Origin of the sequence: Campylobacter sp. P255 (genome assembly GCF_003627915.1) — a bacterium.
In the GTDB taxonomy this organism is placed as follows: Bacteria; Campylobacterota; Campylobacteria; order Campylobacterales; family Campylobacteraceae; genus Campylobacter_D.
This window is the reverse complement of sequence record NZ_NREN01000002.1, coordinates 68,971-86,524: the sequence shown is the minus strand read 5'-3', so window position 1 is coordinate 86,524 and position 17,554 is coordinate 68,971. Positions and strand designations below refer to the sequence as shown.

The 17,554-nt window shown below is 30.8% G+C and carries 16 protein-coding genes and 3 tRNA genes; 16 read left to right on the top strand and 3 right to left on the bottom strand.

What is annotated here, in order from left to right; genetic code table 11:
- Positions 1 to 154: 154 nt before the first annotated feature.
- Genes CKA54_RS01660 through CKA54_RS01645 form a run of 5 tightly spaced genes read left to right on the top strand, consistent with a single transcriptional unit; the run spans position 155 to position 5,521 of the window.
- Positions 155 to 1,597, top strand: coding sequence for a sodium:alanine symporter family protein (locus CKA54_RS01660; protein ID WP_120759430.1), 1,443 nt, complete (start codon positions 155 to 157; stop codon positions 1,595 to 1,597).
- Positions 1,597 to 1,737, top strand: coding sequence for a hypothetical protein (locus CKA54_RS07640; RefSeq protein ID WP_167333019.1), 141 nt, complete (start codon positions 1,597 to 1,599; stop codon positions 1,735 to 1,737). The genes CKA54_RS01660 and CKA54_RS07640 overlap by 1 nt, the downstream gene beginning before the upstream one ends.
- 33 nt (positions 1,738 to 1,770) lie before the next feature.
- Entirely contained in the window at positions 1,771 to 3,765 is a 1,995-nt protein-coding gene (glyS, locus tag CKA54_RS01655; RefSeq protein WP_120759428.1) for a glycine--tRNA ligase subunit beta, read from the top strand.
- Positions 3,762 to 4,568: a M23 family metallopeptidase gene (locus CKA54_RS01650; protein ID WP_120759426.1), complete on the top strand. Its 807-nt coding sequence runs from the start codon at positions 3,762 to 3,764 to the stop codon at positions 4,566 to 4,568. Before glyS ends, CKA54_RS01650 begins: the two co-directional genes overlap by 4 nt.
- A gap of 2 nt (positions 4,569 to 4,570) precedes the next feature.
- On the top strand, positions 4,571 to 5,521 hold the full coding sequence (locus CKA54_RS01645) for an SAM-dependent methyltransferase (RefSeq protein WP_367301897.1): 951 nt from the start codon (positions 4,571 to 4,573) through the stop codon (positions 5,519 to 5,521).
- Here the strand turns inward: CKA54_RS01645 and CKA54_RS01640 are convergent.
- The gene (locus tag CKA54_RS01640) at positions 5,511 to 6,533 is read right to left on the bottom strand and encodes a bifunctional 3,4-dihydroxy-2-butanone 4-phosphate synthase/GTP cyclohydrolase II (RefSeq protein ID WP_120759423.1); all 1,023 of its coding nucleotides are present in this window, start codon (positions 6,531 to 6,533) and stop codon (positions 5,511 to 5,513) included. The two genes, CKA54_RS01645 and CKA54_RS01640, sit on opposite strands and share 11 nt — an antisense overlap.
- A 112-nt stretch (positions 6,534 to 6,645) precedes the next feature.
- Between CKA54_RS01640 and CKA54_RS01635 the strand changes: the two genes are divergently transcribed.
- A tRNA-Gln gene (locus tag CKA54_RS01635) sits at positions 6,646 to 6,720 on the top strand.
- A gap of 13 nt (positions 6,721 to 6,733) precedes the next feature.
- Positions 6,734 to 6,809 (top strand) — tRNA-Met (locus CKA54_RS01630).
- A 248-nt stretch (positions 6,810 to 7,057) separates the two neighbouring features.
- Here the strand turns inward: CKA54_RS01630 and CKA54_RS01625 are convergent.
- Both CKA54_RS01625 and CKA54_RS01620 read right to left on the bottom strand, forming a co-directional pair.
- Positions 7,058 to 7,134 (bottom strand) — tRNA-Ile (locus tag CKA54_RS01625).
- Between the two features lie 52 nt (positions 7,135 to 7,186).
- Positions 7,187 to 8,296: an FtsW/RodA/SpoVE family cell cycle protein gene (locus CKA54_RS01620; protein WP_120759421.1), complete on the bottom strand. Its 1,110-nt coding sequence runs from the start codon at positions 8,294 to 8,296 to the stop codon at positions 7,187 to 7,189.
- Between the two features lie 70 nt (positions 8,297 to 8,366).
- On the opposite strand from CKA54_RS01620, the gene CKA54_RS01615 reads away from it, so the two are divergent.
- From CKA54_RS01615 to CKA54_RS01575, 9 genes are read left to right on the top strand one after another with little or no spacing between them, the layout of a single operon-like run.
- A complete protein-coding gene (locus CKA54_RS01615; protein WP_120759419.1) occupies positions 8,367 to 9,329 on the top strand; it encodes an RluA family pseudouridine synthase in 963 nt (320 codons plus the stop codon).
- Positions 9,283 to 10,497, top strand: coding sequence for a fibronectin type III domain-containing protein (locus tag CKA54_RS01610; RefSeq protein ID WP_120759417.1), 1,215 nt, complete (start codon positions 9,283 to 9,285; stop codon positions 10,495 to 10,497). The genes CKA54_RS01615 and CKA54_RS01610 overlap by 47 nt, the downstream gene beginning before the upstream one ends.
- Positions 10,497 to 11,687, top strand: a complete 1,191-nt coding sequence (trmB, locus tag CKA54_RS01605) for a tRNA (guanosine(46)-N7)-methyltransferase TrmB (RefSeq protein WP_120759415.1) — start codon at positions 10,497 to 10,499, stop codon at positions 11,685 to 11,687. The genes CKA54_RS01610 and trmB overlap by 1 nt, the downstream gene beginning before the upstream one ends.
- Before the next feature lie 48 nt (positions 11,688 to 11,735).
- A complete protein-coding gene (locus tag CKA54_RS01600; protein ID WP_120759414.1) occupies positions 11,736 to 12,392 on the top strand; it encodes a cell division ATP-binding protein FtsE in 657 nt (218 codons plus the stop codon).
- A complete protein-coding gene (locus CKA54_RS01595) occupies positions 12,379 to 13,185 on the top strand; it encodes an FtsX-like permease family protein (RefSeq protein ID WP_120759412.1) in 807 nt (268 codons plus the stop codon). The genes CKA54_RS01600 and CKA54_RS01595 overlap by 14 nt, the downstream gene beginning before the upstream one ends.
- Positions 13,182 to 14,360: a murein hydrolase activator EnvC gene (locus CKA54_RS01590; RefSeq protein WP_120759410.1), complete on the top strand. Its 1,179-nt coding sequence runs from the start codon at positions 13,182 to 13,184 to the stop codon at positions 14,358 to 14,360. Before CKA54_RS01595 ends, CKA54_RS01590 begins: the two co-directional genes overlap by 4 nt.
- Before the next feature lie 57 nt (positions 14,361 to 14,417).
- Positions 14,418 to 15,143 carry a UMP kinase gene (gene pyrH, locus CKA54_RS01585; RefSeq protein ID WP_120759408.1) on the top strand — a complete coding sequence of 242 codons (726 nt, stop codon included), beginning with the start codon at positions 14,418 to 14,420 and terminating at the stop codon, positions 15,141 to 15,143.
- A 9-nt stretch (positions 15,144 to 15,152) separates the two neighbouring features.
- Positions 15,153 to 15,371: a DNA-directed RNA polymerase subunit omega gene (locus tag CKA54_RS01580; protein ID WP_043019661.1), complete on the top strand. Its 219-nt coding sequence runs from the start codon at positions 15,153 to 15,155 to the stop codon at positions 15,369 to 15,371.
- Positions 15,355 to 17,544, top strand: a complete 2,190-nt coding sequence (locus CKA54_RS01575) for a RelA/SpoT family protein (RefSeq protein ID WP_120759407.1) — start codon at positions 15,355 to 15,357, stop codon at positions 17,542 to 17,544. Before CKA54_RS01580 ends, CKA54_RS01575 begins: the two co-directional genes overlap by 17 nt.
- Positions 17,545 to 17,554: the final 10 nt, after the last annotated feature.

Below are 17,554 nucleotides of genomic sequence, written 5' to 3'. Positions count from 1 at the left end.
AGTTTTTTATATGACTAATTTGCTTGTATTGTGAGTTAAATTTTCACATAGCTTTAAAAAATAAAATAAATTTAACCTAAAATTATATTTTTTTATAGCAAATTCATTTTTTTATGATAAATTTATGCTAATAAATTAAAAAAGGAGATGAGATATGGATTTAATATCCCAGTTTGTCGATCTTATCAATAATCAATATTATTCTATTTTGGTAATTTTGCTTATTGTTACAGGATTTTATTATAGTTATTTAACAGGTTTTGTGCAATTTCGAATGCTTCCTTATGTCTTTGACATCTTAACAGAAAAACAAGAAAATCACGAAAAACACCATATCACTCCTTTTCAGGCTTTGATGATTTCAACAGCATCAAGAGTGGGTATAGGTAATATTGCAGGTATTGCAGTAGCGGTTGTGCTAGGAGGACCAGGTGCTTTATTTTGGATGTGGGTTATGGCATTTTTTGGTGGCGCTTCGGCTTTTGCAGAAAGCACTCTAGCACAAGTTTATAAAAGTCGTGATGGTAAAAGCTTTAAAGGTGGTCCTGCTTATTATATTAGTAAAGCTTTAAATTTAAAATGGCTTGGTGCTATTTTCGCGGTGATTTTGATCATCACTTATGCTTATGGATTTAATGGTCTTCAAAGCCAAACAATGACTTCAGCATTTGAGTTTTACTACAAAGGTATGGTTGATGCTAGTGAAGTGAGTTTTGCGCAAAGTTGGTGGCCTATTGTGATTGGAGCTATTTTGGCTGTTTTTGCAGCTTATATGTTTTTTGGTGATCACACTAAAATAGGTAAAGTAAGTTCAGTTATTGTTCCTATTATGGCGATGATTTATGTAGGTTTATCGATCATAGCGATGTTTATGAATTTTGATAAAATTCCTGAAGTATTTTCTATGGTTTTTAAAAGTGCTTTTGACTTTGAAGCTATTTTTGGTGGATTTGCGGGTTCTGCTTTGGTTATAGGCATAAAAAGAGGTTTATTTTCAAATGAAGCAGGTATGGGTTCAGCTCCAAATGCTGCAGCTTCTGCTTTGACAACTCACCCTGCAAAACAAGGGGTTATTCAAGCGTTTTCTGTACTAATTGATGTGATTATTTGTACAAGTTCAGGGTTTTTGGTATTATTTTCACTTGCTTATGCCAATAATATCGGTGTTGATGGCAAGCCTATTTTAACAGCATTGCCTTTGGTGCAAGAATCCATGAGAGAATATTATGGAAACTTAGGAGTGCATTTTACTACTGTAAGTATTGTTTTATTTGCTATTACTTCTTTAATCGGAAATTATTACTACGCACAAGCAAATATTAAATACCTTACTCAAAATCCTATCATTATCAATCTTTTCAAAGTAAGTGCAGTGCTTATGATTTTTATCGGTGCTAATATGGATTTAAAATTTGCGTGGGATTTAGCTGATACCACTATGGCATTTATGGCTACGATTAATATCATTTCTATTTTATTACTTGGTGGTATAGTGAAAAAAGTATTAAAAGATTTTAGTGAGCAAAAAAGACAAGGTAGAGATCCTGTGTTTAGTGCTTCAAAGCTTGGTATTAAAAACGCAGAGTGCTGGGACTGATGTTAGATTATATTATCGTAACTTTGTTTATCGCTTTTATGGTTTTTCTTGTATTTGGTTTTAATCGCCAAATGCAAGAAAAAGCTAAACAAAGAGAAGAAAAACAAAAAACAAAGAAAGATTTTAAAAAAAATAGGTAAAATACACTAAAAATTTTTAAAAAAGAGTGTAAAATGAAATTGTTAATAGAAATAGGCACAGAAGAACTTCCTGCTATTCCTTTATTGAAAGAACTTCCAAATATTAGTAAAAAATGGGAAAAGATTTTACAAGAGTATCATTTAGAATCAGAATTTAAATTTTTCTATACTCCTAGAAGACTGGTTTTTATGCATGAAAATTTTAAAGAAAAACAAGATGATTCTTTTGTGGAATTTATTGGTGCACCCAAAGCAATAGCTTATAAAGACGGAAAGCTTACTCAGGCAGGACTTAGCTTTTTAGAAAAAAGCGGCTTAAAAGAAGAAGAGCTTGGGTTTAAAGAAATCAAAGGTAAAGAAGTATTATATTGTCAAAAACAAGTACAAGGCTTGCAAAGCAAAGTGGTTTTACCGCAAATGATCGAGGCTTTTTTGAAAAGCTTGAGTTTTGGTAAAACTATGAGATGGGGCGATGGTTGCTTTGAGTTTATCAGGGCAATTCGTTCGCTTTGTTGTGTATTAAATGATGAATTGGTTGAATTTGAAAGCTATGGTGTTAAAAGTGCAAAAAGTACTTTTGTGCACAGAAGTGTTAGCTATGATTTGATAGCTTTTGGAAATGTTGATGAATATTTTAAAATTTTAGAACAAAATTATATTATCTTAGACCAGGCAACTAGAAAAGCGATTATTTTGGATCAGCTAAAGGCGCTTGAAAATGAAAATGGTATTACAATTGCAGAAGATGATGAGCTTTTGGCTGAAGTTGTAGCTATTACAGAATACCCAAAAGCATTATTAGGACATTTTGAAAAAGAATATTTAGAAATCCCAAGTGAAGTAATCATCACTTCCATGAGAGAAAACCAACGTTATTTTGCAGTATTTAAAGATAATGCTTTAAGTAATCATTTTGTGGTGGTTTCTAATGCAGTATGTGAGGATTATTCTAAAATCATTAATGGAAACGAAAGAGTTTTAAGAGCAAGATTAAGCGATGCGATGTTTTTTTGGAAAAATGATTTAGCGCAAGGTTTAAATAACGATAAAATAAGTCAAATGGTTTATCTTGAAGGGCTTGGTACTTTAAAAGATAAAATCACTAGGGAGCAAAAAATCGCTACTAAACTTTGTGAGGTTTTTGCTAATACTCAAAAAGATGAAATTTTAAAAGCTTTGGAATATTCCAAAGCTGATCTTAGTACTCAAATGGTGTATGAATTTACCGATCTTCAAGGTATTATGGGATCTTACTATGCTAAGGCTATGGGTATGAGTGATGAGCTTGCTTTGGCGATTAAAGAGCAATATCTTCCAAATGGTGATAATTCAGCAATGCCAAGTAATGAGTTTAGTTCTATTGTAGCTTTAGCTTGTAAACTTGATACACTTATGGGACTTTTTTCTATAGGAAAAATTCCAAGCGGCACAAAAGATCCCTATGCTTTAAGAAGAGCAGCAAATGGCGTTTTAAAAATTCTTCTAGCATTAAATAAAAATTTTGACCTTAAAATGTTTTTAGAGGCTATATCTAGTGAGTATAAAAGTTTTGATCATAAAATACTGCTAGATTTTATTTTGGAGCGCTTGTATACTTTTTATGAAGTGAATGCTTCTTTTGTTAAAGCTGTGCTTTGTTCTAAGACTTATGATGTGATATATATTGATTCTTGCATAAAAGCTTTAATTCAAAGTGCAAGTAAGACAGATTTTAATCAAAATTTTGCAACTTTTAAGCGTTTGGCAAATATCGCTTTATTAAGCGATGTTCAAGTTGATGAAAGCTTATTTAACACCCAAGAGGAAAAAAACCTATACCAAGCATTTTTACAATGTAAAAATCAAAGACATAACACCCAAGAGCTTTTAGAAAATCTTTTTGCGTTAAAACCGCAGATTGATGCATTTTTTGATAAAGTGATGATTAATGATAAAGATGAAAAAATCAAAAACAATCGCCAAGCTTTGGTATGTGCAATTTATTGTGAGTTTTTAAAAATAGCTGATATCAAAGAGCTTAGCTTATGAGAAAAATTCTTTACTTTTTGTGTTTTTTGGTTTTTAGTTTAGATGCTAGAGAAATTCAGCTTATTAAAGGACAAGTGGTTTTTTTAGAATTAGATAAAAGTAGTTTTTTACAAGTTAGTTCAAATTCTAAAAAACTACCTTTTTTTGAGTATAAAAATAAAATCATTGTTAGTGTAGCTATGCCTTATAAAGATCCTAAAGATAGGGAATTATTAGTTCAATTTAAAGATTATTCTCAAGAAAAAATTACGATAAAATTTAGTGAAGGAGACTATCAAAAAGAATTTTTAAAGGTTAGCGCTTCTAAGGTAAATCCGCCTAAAGAAACACTTAAACGCATTGGTAAAGAATATCAAGAAGCTATTAAAGTTTATAGTACCTATACTAATACAGCTTTATTTGATGGCGAATTTATATATCCTTTAGAAAGTAAAATTACTAGTGATTTTGGAAAAGCAAGGTTGTTTAACGATACGCTTAAAAGCTATCACAGTGGGACTGATTTTAGAGCGGCAAATGGAACCAAAATTTATGCTAGCAATGATGGCATCGTAAGAATTGCTTCAAACCGTTATTACGCAGGTAATTCAGTGGTGATTGATCATGGGTATGGAATTTATTCACAGTATTATCATCTTTCAAAGCTTAATGTAAAAGTAGGGCAAAAGGTTAAAAAAGGTGAGCTTATAGGTTTAAGTGGGGCTAGTGGTAGAGTTACGGGGCCGCATTTGCATTTTGGAATTTTAGTCAATAGTGTACAAGTTGATCCACTTGATTTTATAGCTAAATTTAATGCCTTATAATGATAACATTTAGTGAGTTTTTTCAAAGTTGGATCAATAAATACTATTCACAAGCTGTAAGTGTTGGCAAAAATGGAGATTTTTACACTGCAGTTAGTGTGGGAAATCTTTTTGGAGTGCTCTTAGCTAATCATTTTTTAAAACTTATCAATGATAAAAAACTAACTTTACCGGTTGAAGTTGTAGAAATAGGAGCAAATGAGGGGCATTTAATGCTTGATTTTATACAAGCACTCTATACACTTAGTCCAAATGTTTTAGAGCAAATTGAATGCTACATTATTGAGCCACATGAAAAGTTAAGGATTGTTCAAAGAAAACTTTTTAATGCATATGATTTAGATGTAAAAATTTGTAATTCTTTAAGTGAATGCCATTTTAAAAATGCTTTTTTTTATGCTAATGAATTGTTTGATTGTTTTGCATGTGAACTCATAAAAGACAAAACAATGGCATATGTTGATGATGAATTTAATATTATTTTTAAACCTATGAATGATGAGTTTTTAAAAGAGTGTGAGGCATATGCTATCACTCATAGTGAATTTTGCGTCGCTTATAAGCCTTTTTTATATCAACTAAAACAAGCCTGTGAAAAACTAACTTTTGCATGTTTTGATTATGCAAAAAAAGAAGAAAAAATTAGCATTAGAATGTATAAAAATCATCAAGTATATAATCTTTTTGAAGAGAATTTAAAAGATTTTTTTGCTAAAAGTGATATTACTTATAATGTAAATTTTAGCCATCTTATGCAAGTTTTAAAAGAAGAGGGTTTTGATATAGTAGAATACAAAAACCAAAATCAAGCTTTTATTGATTTTGGTTTAGAGGAAATTATCGAGCAAGCTAAAAATACACAGCCAAAAATTTATAAAAATTTTATCAACCAAAGTAAAAATTTGATGTTTAGCTTTGGCGATAAGTTTAAATTTTTAGAATTTAAACTTTGAAATCACTACTTGTAATATCAAGCCCAAAGCCTTTTAAGCCTATAAATTCTTTATCGGTATTTTGGCTTAGAAGTTTGATTTTTGAAATTTTCAAATATCTTAAAATTTGCGCTCCTATGCCGTAGTTTTTAAATTGCGTTTTTTCTTGTTTTTCGTTTTTCATGAAAATAATCACACCACCTTTTTGACTTAAAAATTCAATCTGTTTTAATAGCTCGTTTAGTTTATTAGAGGTTAAAAGCTCAAAGTCACTCCCGCTAAGATAAAATTTAACATTCTCACATTCTCTTAAAACTCCAAAGCTAAAAGCTATATGCTCATTTTCATTGTGATCTTTAAAAGTCATTTTTTTTGCTTTAAAACCCGCTAGAATGCTTTCTTCTTCTTTGATTAAAGAGATCAAACTTTCATTTTTTAAGCGATACTCGATTAAATCCGAAATGGTAATCATATTAATAGCGTGCTTTTTACAAAACTCAAGTAAATCGCTTCTTCTTGCCATATCTCCATTGTCTTTGACAATTTCGCATATCACGCATGCTTCTTTTAACCCTGCTAAGCGACACAAATCTACTGTGCCTTCTGTGTGACCTGTTCGTTCTAAAACCCCACCTTTTTTTGCTATTAAAGGGTTGATGTGGCCAGGACGAACAAAATCACTTGCTTTTGCATTATCATCAGCAAAAATTTGCACAGTCATATTTCTTTCATAAGCGCTTACTCCGGTTGTGGCATTTTTTGCATCGACAGTGATAGTAAAAGCTGTTTCGTGATTTGATGTGTTTTTGGGTACCATTAAAGGCAGTTCAAATTTTTTAGCTAAATTCTCACTTAATGCTACACACACTACACCTCTTGCGTGAGTGATGGTGAAATTGATTTTTTCTTGAGTGCTAAATTGCGCAGGGAAGATCAAATCCCCTTCGTTTTCTCTATCTTCTGCATCTACCATTACCAACATTTTACCATCTTGAAGTTCTTTTATAGCTTGTTCTATACTTATATATCCCATAAAATCAGTCCTTAATAATATTTTTAAAAATATTATAGCATTTTTCTTGACATTGTGTAAAAAATAATATATAATACCATTTTTAATTTACAAAATATGTTACTTCATTTATTGGGGTATCGCCAAGCGGTAAGGCAACAGGTTTTGGTCCTGTCATTCAGGGGTTCGAATCCCTTTACCCCATCCACTTCATATGATGCCGCGAAGTAGAGCAGTGGTTAGCTCGTCGGGCTCATAACCCGAAGGTCGGGAGTTCAAATCTCCCCTTCGCAACCAAAGTAATTTAAATGCATAAATATTAAACTTCTTTTTAGATATAGATAAGCTTATTTTATACAATTTGTTCTAAACTTATTGTTCTTTTATATGTTTAATCAGCTAGGTTTTTTGATGTTTTACAGGTTAAGGTTTTCTAAAATAGTTAAATTTTAGTTTTATTAAAGAATATTAAAATGAAAATACAGCTTAAAAATTTTGACAAAATTTATTGAGTGCGATTGTATAAAGTAATATCAAAATGGAAATGGTGGATTTAGCAGGACTCGAACCTGCGACCAACCGGTTATGAGCCGGTTGCTCTAACCAACTGAGCTATAAATCCGCCAGAAGTTAAAATAAAAATGTTATTATATCTTCATTTCCTTAATTTAAATTTAGAATTTTATTTTTACTGCTTTTTCTATAGCTAAATATCTAAAGGTAATTAAATTTTGTAAAATTCCAAAGAAAACCATAAAAGTGGCAAAAGAACTCCCTCCGTGGCTAAAAAATGGCATAGGTATACCAACAACAGGTGCAAATCCTATGGTCATTGAGATATTAACTGCAACATATATAAAAATAAACAAAGCAATACAATTAGTAACCACTCTAGTAAAATAATCATCTTTGAGTTTATAGTTTAAACTTAGCAAATGAAAAATGAGTAGAGTATAGAGCAATATAATCGCCACAGCACCTAAAAAACCAAATCTTTCGGTTAAATAAGCAAAAATAAAATCACTTGTAGAAATAGGTAAAAATTTAAAGTGTGTTTGCGTGGCTTCATCTGCTTTTTTTCCGCTTAAACCTCCACTCCCTATAGCGATAATAGATTGTTTTACGTGGTAACTTGGTTCTTCGGCTAAGAAATCATGAATTCTTTGTTTTTGATAGGGTTTGAGAAAGTCGCTGTAAATAATAGGCGAAGCAATAGCTATAGCTAAAAAAATACTAAGCCAAATTTTATAATTTACCCCGATGATGAAAAGTGTTCCAAAGCCTACTATTAAAAGTACTAAAGCTGTTCCTAGATCAGGTTCACCTGCGATGAGTAAAAAAGGTAGGATAATATAAAAACTCAGTTTAAGAAATTGTTTTAAACCGTAGCCATTAGGTGGTGGTGGATTTTGATAAATCAAATAAGCTAGCATTAAGATAAAAGATGGCTTGAAAATTTCAGAAGGCTGTATAGTAAAATGTGTAAAAGGAATTTCAAGCCATCTTCTTGCTCCAAGTTTTTCCACACCAAAAATATCAACACTTGCAAGCAAGATGATATTAATCCAATAAAGCACAGGTATGAGCCACATTAATCTTCTTAAAGGCAAAAAGAAAAAAAATGCAAAGCCCGCAAAACCCACTAAGGTATAAATAAGCTGTTTTTCAGCTAAGCGTATATTGGCTTCATATATTAAAAGAAATGATATGGCAATGATAGGCAATATAAGAAGAGGTTGTACAAAATCAAAATGTGTTAAAATTCTTCTATCAAGCTTTATCAAGGCTATCCTTTTACAAAATATTATGCAATTATATGCTAAAATTGCAAATTTTATCATAAGGAAATATAATATGTTAAAAATTTCATCGCTTTGTGAAGAAAGATTAGATATTTTTTTATCAGAAATACTCAAACAAAGTCGTTCTCAAGTTGCTAGATTGATAAAAGAAGATTGTATTTATATCAATGAAAAACTAGAAAATAAAAACTCAAAAAAACTTAAAAAAAAAGATGAAATTGGCATAGTTTTTCCCCAGATTAAAGAAGCTAAAGAAATTTATGAACCTGATTTTGATATAGAAATTTTATACGAAGATGATGATATTTTGGTGTTAAATAAAGCGCCTAATATTGTTGTGCATGGTGCAAGCAGTGTTAAGGAAGCAACTTTAGTGGATTGGCTTTTGCGTAAGGGTTATGCTTTGTCTAATTTAAATGGAGAGCATAGAGCAGGACTTGTACATCGGCTAGATAAGGGTACAAGTGGTGCTATTGTTATAGCTAAAAACAACCAAGCACATCAACTTTTAGCTGCTCAACTTTTAGATAAAAGCATGGGAAGGTTTTATTTAGCATTAAGCGATCTTCCTTTAAAAAATGAAAAAATGAGTAATGAAAAAGCTATTATGCGTTGTCCTAGCAATAGGCTTAAAAAAATTACCACAAACCACCCTAATACTTTAGCTAAGAGCGCTAAAACTGACTTTGTAAATTTGCTAAGTGGTGAAAAATGCTCATTGCTAGCTGCTAAGTTATACACAGGAAGAACCCATCAAATCAGAGTGCATTTGGCTGATTTTAATCGTTATATTTTAGGAGATGAATTATACGGATATAAAGGAAAAATAAAGTATAATAGAGTAATGCTTCATGCGTATTTGATTTATTTTATTCATCCTAGGACTAAAGAGTTGATGTTTATAAAAGCTCCTATGTTTGATGATTTTTATCAAATTTTAAAAGAAAACTTTACACAAGGAGAGATAGATGAGAAAACTTCATTGGATTATCTTAAGTTCTGCTTTGGCTTTTAGTGCTTGTAGTACAACGATGAGTTCACCGCAAATTGCTCAAGTGAATGATACTTTGCCAAAAATTTCAAGTATTAAAAGTATAAGTGATATTACTAGTATAGCATTTGAATGGGAACCATTGTATGATCAAAATATAGCAGGATATTACATTTATAGAGCAAATGCAGCTGGTGCACCTATGGAGCTTATAGCAAAAATTAAAAATAAGTTTCAAACACATTATACCGATACAGATTTGGAGCCAAATACAAGATATTATTATTCTATGAAAACTTTTAATGAGCTTGGACAAGTTTCTCAAGATGGTGTGAGTATAGAGGCTTTTACTAATAGAGTGATTGATCCAGTGCCTTTTGTGCAGGCTATTGTAGGTTTGCCAAATCGTGTAAAATTAGTATGGAGACCGCATCCTGATGTGAGAGTTAATGCGTATGTTATTGAACGTGCAAATATGAAAGATATGAAATTTAAAGAATTATCTAAAATCAAAAATCGCTTAAGTGCTGAATATATAGATGATTCATTAAAACCTGATGAGAGTTTTCAGTATAGAATTATAGCTTTAACTTATGATGGTATTAAAAGTGCCCCAAGCAAGATAGTAGAATCTACCACTAAAGCACTTCCTCCTATGGTAAGCAATTTGCAAGCAAGTAAAGATGCTCCAAGAAAGATCATTTTAACTTGGGATAAAATTGATTATGCAGATTTTGCTTATTATAAAATTTATTCTAGCTCAAATACCTTTTTGCCATTTAGTGTAATAGCAAAAACTTCTGAAAATACTTACGAAGATGTAGTTAAAGGCGTGGCTGAAAAAAGATATTATAAAGTAAGTATGGTGGATAAAGATGGCTTAGAAAGTCCTATTGCAAATGAACCTATAGAGGGTATCACCCTAGGGGCCCCACTAGCTCCAAGCATTGTTTTGTGTGCAGTCGAAGATGATGGCATTAGAGTAGAATGGGTTGATAATGATGATAGGGCTAAGGAGTATATAGTAAAAAGAAGTGGCGGTGGAAGTAATGCTATATTTAAAGAGATTAAATCTAAACAACTCAAAGATATCACTGCGGCTCCAGGTAAAGTTTATAGCTATGAAGTTATAGCTATTGATGCAAATGGTATAGAATCTAAAGCTTCTGATAAATTTACAGCGGTGAAATAATGCCAAATTTTAAGTGTAAAACTTTAAAAGAAATTCAACTTCCTTTTGAAAAAGAAGGGGTTGAATTTTTATGGATGGCCAAGGGTGAAAATGTAGACTTGCTTTTTACGCGTATCGAGCAAGAAAACTTTTTTTTGCAGATAAAAAAAGATGTGAAAAACCACACATGGCTAATTAAGGGTGAAAAACACACAAAACCATCTCAAATTGGGTATTTGCAAAAAGCTTTGTTGGTATTTAAAGAAAACTTTACTCAAGATGTAGTTTGCGAGGCTGTAGCATTAAAACATACTAGGCTGATCCAAAAAACGCCTTTGATTGCTAATGATCTTAAAGAAATTTTAGAACAGATTCAAGATAAAAAGCAAATTTATATTGAGATTGGATTTGGTAGCGGTAGGCATTTGCTTTATCAAGCTAGACAAAACCCTGATGTTTTGATTATCGGTATAGAAATTTACACTCCTGCATTAGAGCAAGTAGCTAAGCTTGCTTTGAGTGAAAAATTAAATAATATTTTATTGATAGAAACAGATGCTAGATTGTTATTAAGTGTACTTGAGTCCAACTTGGTAGATAAAATTTTCTTGCATTTTCCTGTGCCTTGGGACAAAAAGCCTCATCGTAGGGTAGTTGGGATAAATTTTGCAAATGAATGCGCTAGAGTTTTGAAAGAAAGTGGCCAATTTGAGCTTAGAACGGATAGTTTTTTGTATTTTGATTTTACCTTAGAAACTTTTTTGAATTTTTCTCATTTGAAAGCCTTGATTAAGAAAAATGAAAATTTAGAAATTTCAAGTAAATACGAAGATCGTTGGAAAAGACAAAACAAAGATATTTATGACTTGATCATTAGTGGTTTTGGTTGGAGTGAAGCTTTAAATAAAGATCAAAAATTTGCCATTGAAGAGCTATGTTTTGATTCAAAAGAATTAAAAAGTATTGAAGAGAAATTTAAAAATGAAGTCTTTAAAGGGGAGGACTTTTTCTTGCATTTTGAAAAAATGTATCTTAAAGATGAAAGTCTTCTTATCAAGATTGCTTTTGGTGCTTTTTATAAGTCTGAGCATATGTATATTAACCTAAGTTGCAATGGAGTTAATTTTGTTTTTGATAAGCCTTTTAAGACAAAAGAAAATCTAAAAGCTATAGAAAAATTAAGAGAAATATTGTATTCTTATACTAAATAATACAACATATAATGATTATAAAAATATTTTTATAAGGAAAATGCGGTGATGATAGAAGCTAAAAAGCTTTGTCTTGGTTATGATGAGCTTGTAATTGAAAATGCTAGTTTCTCATTAAAAGATAATGATTTTGTTTTTATTACAGGAAAAAGTGGTAGTGGGAAGTCAACTTTGTTAAAATCTTTTTATGGAGATTTAGAGCCAATTAGTGGAAATTTAAAAGTGTGTGGTAATGATTTAACAGAAGTATCTAATGCTGAACTTTTACAACTTCGACAAAAAATTGGTATTATTTTTCAAGATTATCGTTTGATACAAGAATTTAGCGTTGAAAAAAACGTAATGCTTCCTTTGATGATCAAAGGCTATAGTAAAAATGTATGCAAAGAGCAAGCAGCAAAGCTTTTAAAGCATGTAAATTTAACTTTTAAAGCTGACAAAAAACCAGCTCAACTTTCAGGTGGAGAACAACAACGTGTTGCTATGGCAAGAGCTTTGGCGCATAATCCTAAGTTGCTTTTATGTGATGAACCAACGGGAAACTTAGATGAGTACTCCTCAGATATTATTTGGACTTTACTAAAATCAGCAAGAGAGATATTAGGTACTTGTGTGGTAGTTGTTACACATAGAATTCCTACTAATTTAAGATTAGATTATCGTCGTTTTAATATTGAAAATGGGAGAATGAATGAAATCTTTTAAAAATCATCTTTCTTTGATATTTGCTTTAATGGTAATGATGTTTGCTTTTGAGTTTTTAATCATTACCAACAAAACTATAGAGCACTATGAGAAACTTTTAAACAAAGACTATAATATCATTGTGGTAGCTAAAAATCACTTGGATAAAAAAAATATAGAAGATCAAGTTAGTCATTTTCAATCTTTAGAAATTTTAAATCCAAGCGAAATGATAGATAGATTAAAAAATGATATTTCAGCTAAGAATATTGAAGTTTTAAAAGCAACTTTGCCTAAATTTTATACCTTGAAGCTTAATAAACTTTTGTCAGAAGATGAGTTAAATGTTTTAAAAGAAAAATTGTTAAAAAATTCAAACATAGTTAAAGTAGAAACCTTTGCTAAAACACATACAAAAATTTATAAGCTTTTGGTTTTGGTGAAATTTTTATTGTGGTTTGTTTTGTTTATTATTATTTTGCTTAGTTTTGTTTTATTGCTTAAACAGATGAAAATATGGCTTTTTGAGCATACGCAAAGAGTTGAGATTATGTGCTTGCTTGGAGCGCCATTTTGGTTTAGATCTTTCATGCTTTATAAGATCGTTTTTATCGATTGTTTGGTTGCGTTTTTGCTGCTTGTATTGTTTTTTACCCAAGTATATGATCTTGAAGCTATTAAACTAGCTTTGCAAAGTGTGGATATAAGTTTACCTAAGATCAATATTTTCACGCATTTGTTTTTGATCTTTTTAGCTATTCTTTGTGTGTGTTTTGCATGTGTTAATTTTGTAATGTTTAAGGTTAGAAAATGAAAAAATGCTTATGGCTTTTTTTATTTTCTTTTTCTGTTTTATTTGCTAATGAAATCGCACAAAAACAAAAAGATATCAAGGAAAATGAACGCATAGTAAAGCAACTGTCTAAAAAACTAGAAGATTTAGCAAGTGAAATTTTAGATAATGAAAAAAATCTTAAAAAAATTGCTACTGAAATTAGTGTTTTAAATTCAAAAACATCTAAACTTGAAGGTTCTGTAAAAACCCAAATTAAAGCTTTAGAACAGTTAAATATACAAAATAAGGATCTTTTGCATAATAAAAATAAAATTGAAGGTAAGTTGATTGATTTGATAGCAAAAGATTTCGCCTATGATTTAGCGATACCTGAAAAATATATCGAAAGTGAAGATGCGATTATTGCCTTGGAGTTGGTTGGAGCTTTGGATAAAATTTTTAAAGAAGAGTTTTATCAAATTTCAAAAGATTATGAAGATATCAGTAAAAAAATAGAAGAAAAGCAAGGTCAAATTAATACAATTAATGCAAATTTAAAGAATTACAAAGATCAAATTGATGAGTTAAAAAATTTGAGAAAAAAACAAGAAAGAGAGATTGCAAAACAAAAAACTGATAAGGAAATTTATACACGAAAACTTTCTAATCTACAAGCACAGCAACAAGAACTAAGAAAAACTTTAAATAAATTGCAAATCATCAAGGAAAGAGAAGAAGAAAAGCTAGCGCAGAAAAAAGAACAAAGTAAAAAACCTAGTTCAGGCGTAAAGCAGGTTGGTTCGAGTTATCAAACAAGTAGTGTTAAGCGTTATAGTGGTGTTAAAACCATCTCTCCATTAGAATCTTATACTGTAAAGCAAAAATTTGGAAATTATGTTGATCCAATTTATAATATCAAAATTTATAATGAAAATGTTGTATTAAAAAGCAATACTCCTAATGCCGCTGTAAGGAATGTGCTTGATGGAAAAGTGGTTTTTGCCAAAGCAACGCCTACTCTAAAACAAGTTGTTATTGTAGAAAATAAAGATGGCATTCATACTATTTATGCACATTTGGATAAGATTGCACCTGGAGTAAAAGTTGGTAGAAATATCAAAAAAGGTTATATTATAGGAAGAGTAGAAAGTGACTTAACATTTGAGGTTACACAAAAGAATTTTCACATCAATCCTTTAGAAATGATAAAATAAATTAGTTTTTTTTAATGCGAAATTTGATATAGTTCTTAGATTATAAGGAGAAATTTAATGAATAATAAAAGAAAAAGAGTATTGGTTAAATTTTCTGGAGAAGCTTTAGCTGGGGAAAATGGCTTTGGTATAGAAAATTCCATTTTAAAGTATATAGCTTCTGAAATTAAAAGCTTAATTAAAGAAAATGTGGAAGTGGGTATTGTGATAGGTGGTGGAAATATCATCAGAGGAGTATCTGCGGCTAGAGATGGTTTGATTAAAAGAACAAGTGGTGATCATATGGGTATGCTTGCTACTGTGATTAATTCTATAGCAATGCAAGAAGCATTGGAAAGTGCTGGGCTTGATGTAAGGGTTCAAAGTGCTATTCAAATGGAAGCATTTTGTGAAACTTATATCATGAGAAGAGCACATAGACATTTAGAAAAAGGACGTATAGTTATTTTTGCCTGTGGTACTGGTAATCCTTATTTTACTACTGATACAGCTGCAACCTTAAGAGCAGTGGAAATTCAAGCAGATATGATCATCAAGGCTACCAAAGTAGATGGCATTTATGATAAAGATCCTAATAAATTTGACGATGCTGTGATGTTAAACGAGTTAGGTTATGAAAGAGCTTTGCATGATAACATTAAAGTGATGGATGATACTGCTATTGCTTTGGCTAAAGACAATGCTTTACCTATTGTAGTTTGCAATATGTTTAAAGAAGGAAATTTATTAAAAATCATTCAAGGCGATATGAGTTTATGCTCTATTGTTAAAAATCAAGATTAAGGATAAATAATGAGAGTAGAACAAGTAGCTGCAAAAGCACTAAAAAAATTAAAAGATGATAGATATAAATTAGCACTTGTGGTGGCTAAGAGAGCTGAAGAACTTGCAAATGGTGCAGAGCCTTTAGTAAATTTAGATAAAAACAAATACAAATATACTGATATTGCTTTACATGAGATAGCAGAAGATAAAATTGTATTAGAGGGATTTATTGAAGCTGATAAATGATGAGTTGTTGTTAGACAAACTTGTTGATGATATAAAAAATTGCAAAGATTTACAAAGAGCAAAAGAAATTCTTTTTATGGTTTTTCCCCAATCTGCTGTTTTGGAAAAAGCAGTAGATTTTTGTATTCAAAAGCATGAAGGACAGTTTAGAAAAAGTGGTGAGCCATATGCTGTGCATCCTATTTTAGTAGCTTCTTTTGTGGCTTTTTTAAGTCCCGTGCAGTCTATGATTATAGCCGCATTATTGCACGATGTATTGGAAGATACTACTTGTAGCGAGGAAGAACTTAATACGGAATTTGGTGAAGAGGTGACAAAATTAGTACAAGGCTTAACTAAAATAGTCAGCATTAGAGAAGATCATCTTACGCATTCTAACTCAAATGAAAAACTCGCAAAGTCTGCTTTGACTTTTAGAAATATGCTTTTAGCAGGTATTGAAGATGTGAGTGTGCTTGTGATAAAACTATGTGATAGATTGCACAATATGCTTACATTAAATTTTTTAAGAGAAGATAAGCAAAAAAGAATCAGTGAAGAAACCTTAGTGGTTTATGCGCCAATTGCGCATAGGCTTGGTATATCAAGTATTAAAAATTTACTCGAGGATTTGAGTTTTAAATTTTTATTACCTGATGAATATGCGCAAATTGATAATTATATTAACGCAAAAGATCAGCAAATTCAACTTGGATTTAATGAGTTTATTTCAAAAATAGAAATGTTATTTTTACAAAATGGCTTTAGACAAGGCAGCTTTGTCATACATAAAAGAATCAAACATAATTACTCAATTTACTTAAAAATGCAGCGAAAGGGTGTAGGGCTTGATGAAGTTTTAGATCTTTTGGGTGTGAGAATTTTAGTTGAAAAAGTGTATGATTGTTACTTAGCTTTGGGGATTTTACACACGCATTTTAATCCTTTGATTTCAAGATTTAAAGACTATATAGCTTTACCAAAGCAAAATGGTTATCAAACTTTACACACTACTTTATTTGATGCGAAAAATATCATAGAGGCACAAATTCGTACTTTTGATATGCATAAAACTGCAGAATTTGGTGTCGCAGCACACTGGAAATACAAAGAAGGTAATATCGCTACTCCGAATTTAGATTGGCTTGCAGATATTTCCATGCATGGCAAGGAAGAGGGAAATAATATTCAAGATTGTGATGCTATAGAACTTTATGAGTACGCAAAAGATAGTTTATATATAGAAGATATTGCAGTGTATTCACCAAAAGGTGAAATTTTCACCTTGCCACGTGGCGCTACGGCTTTGGATTTTGCATATGAAGTACACACTAAAGTTGGTCTTCATGCAAAAACAGCTTTTGTAAACCGTGTAAAAGTTCCACTCTTAACTGTGCTTAAAAACGGGGATATTGTAAGCATTGAAACTTCAGAGGAAGAATTTTTTAGATGTTCTTGGATTGATAGCGTTAAAACAGGAAAAGCTAGAGCTAGTATAAGGGATTTTTGCAAGCAAAAGAAAAAAGAGCTAAATAATAAAATTGCAGTTAATCTTTTATCTACTGTTTTTAATGAAGATTCAAAACTAATCGAAGAATGGCTTGAAAAAGAGAAATTTAACAAAAAGCTTAGACAAATCGCTTTAGATTTTAATTATTTTAAAGAAGTGATCATTAGTCTTAGAAAATATGCAGGGCAAACTCAAGTGGCCAAATTTGAACAAAATGAACAAAAATTTGAAAGTATGGTAGTGGGGTCAAACTATAAAATCACTACAATCAATTTTGATTATTGTTGTAGGCCTAAAAGAGGAGATGAGATTATCGCTTTTAGGCATTCAACTAGTGCAATTGTCCATCATAAGCTTTGTGAACAGGCTATGAAAAAGATAGCTGATAATAAAGAAATGGTTTTTGTTTTTTGGAATGAAAGTTCGATAAAAAGTTACAAAATTATTGTTTCAATAGAAAATAAAAAAGGCTCTTTAGCGGATTTTCTAACTACTTTAGCTAAAATGCAGATTAATGTTTTAAGTATTAACTCGGCTGATTCAGAACCTGTGGTGGCAAATTATTTTGAAGTGCAGGTTGAATTACCTAATAATATGGATGTTGAAAGTGCAAAAGAAAGGTTGAAGGCTAGATATAAAATTCTAGATTTTACATCTTTAAATGATGCATATAATAATCACTAAAAAAGGTTTT

Bases quoted from the DNA above. Each gene is read 5' to 3' on its own strand.
- CKA54_RS01640 (WP_120759423.1), bottom strand. From the start codon at position 6,533: ATGGGATATATAAGTATAGAACAAGCTATAAAAGAACTTCAAGATGGT.
- CKA54_RS01650 (WP_120759426.1), top strand. From the start codon at position 3,762: ATGAGAAAAATTCTTTACTTTTTGTGTTTTTTGGTTTTTAGTTTAGAT.
- CKA54_RS01600 (WP_120759414.1), top strand. From the start codon at position 11,736: ATGATAGAAGCTAAAAAGCTTTGTCTTGGTTATGATGAGCTTGTAATT.
- glyS (WP_120759428.1), top strand. From the start codon at position 1,771: ATGAAATTGTTAATAGAAATAGGCACAGAAGAACTTCCTGCTATTCCT.
- CKA54_RS07640 (WP_167333019.1), top strand. From the start codon at position 1,597: ATGTTAGATTATATTATCGTAACTTTGTTTATCGCTTTTATGGTTTTT.
- CKA54_RS01595 (WP_120759412.1), top strand. From the start codon at position 12,379: ATGAAATCTTTTAAAAATCATCTTTCTTTGATATTTGCTTTAATGGTA.
- CKA54_RS01580 (WP_043019661.1), top strand. From the start codon at position 15,153: ATGAGAGTAGAACAAGTAGCTGCAAAAGCACTAAAAAAATTAAAAGAT.
- CKA54_RS01610 (WP_120759417.1), top strand. From the start codon at position 9,283: ATGAGAAAACTTCATTGGATTATCTTAAGTTCTGCTTTGGCTTTTAGT.
- trmB (WP_120759415.1), top strand. From the start codon at position 10,497: ATGCCAAATTTTAAGTGTAAAACTTTAAAAGAAATTCAACTTCCTTTT.
- CKA54_RS01590 (WP_120759410.1), top strand. From the start codon at position 13,182: ATGAAAAAATGCTTATGGCTTTTTTTATTTTCTTTTTCTGTTTTATTT.
- CKA54_RS01660 (WP_120759430.1), top strand. From the start codon at position 155: ATGGATTTAATATCCCAGTTTGTCGATCTTATCAATAATCAATATTAT.
- pyrH (WP_120759408.1), top strand. From the start codon at position 14,418: ATGAATAATAAAAGAAAAAGAGTATTGGTTAAATTTTCTGGAGAAGCT.
- CKA54_RS01615 (WP_120759419.1), top strand. From the start codon at position 8,367: ATGTTAAAAATTTCATCGCTTTGTGAAGAAAGATTAGATATTTTTTTA.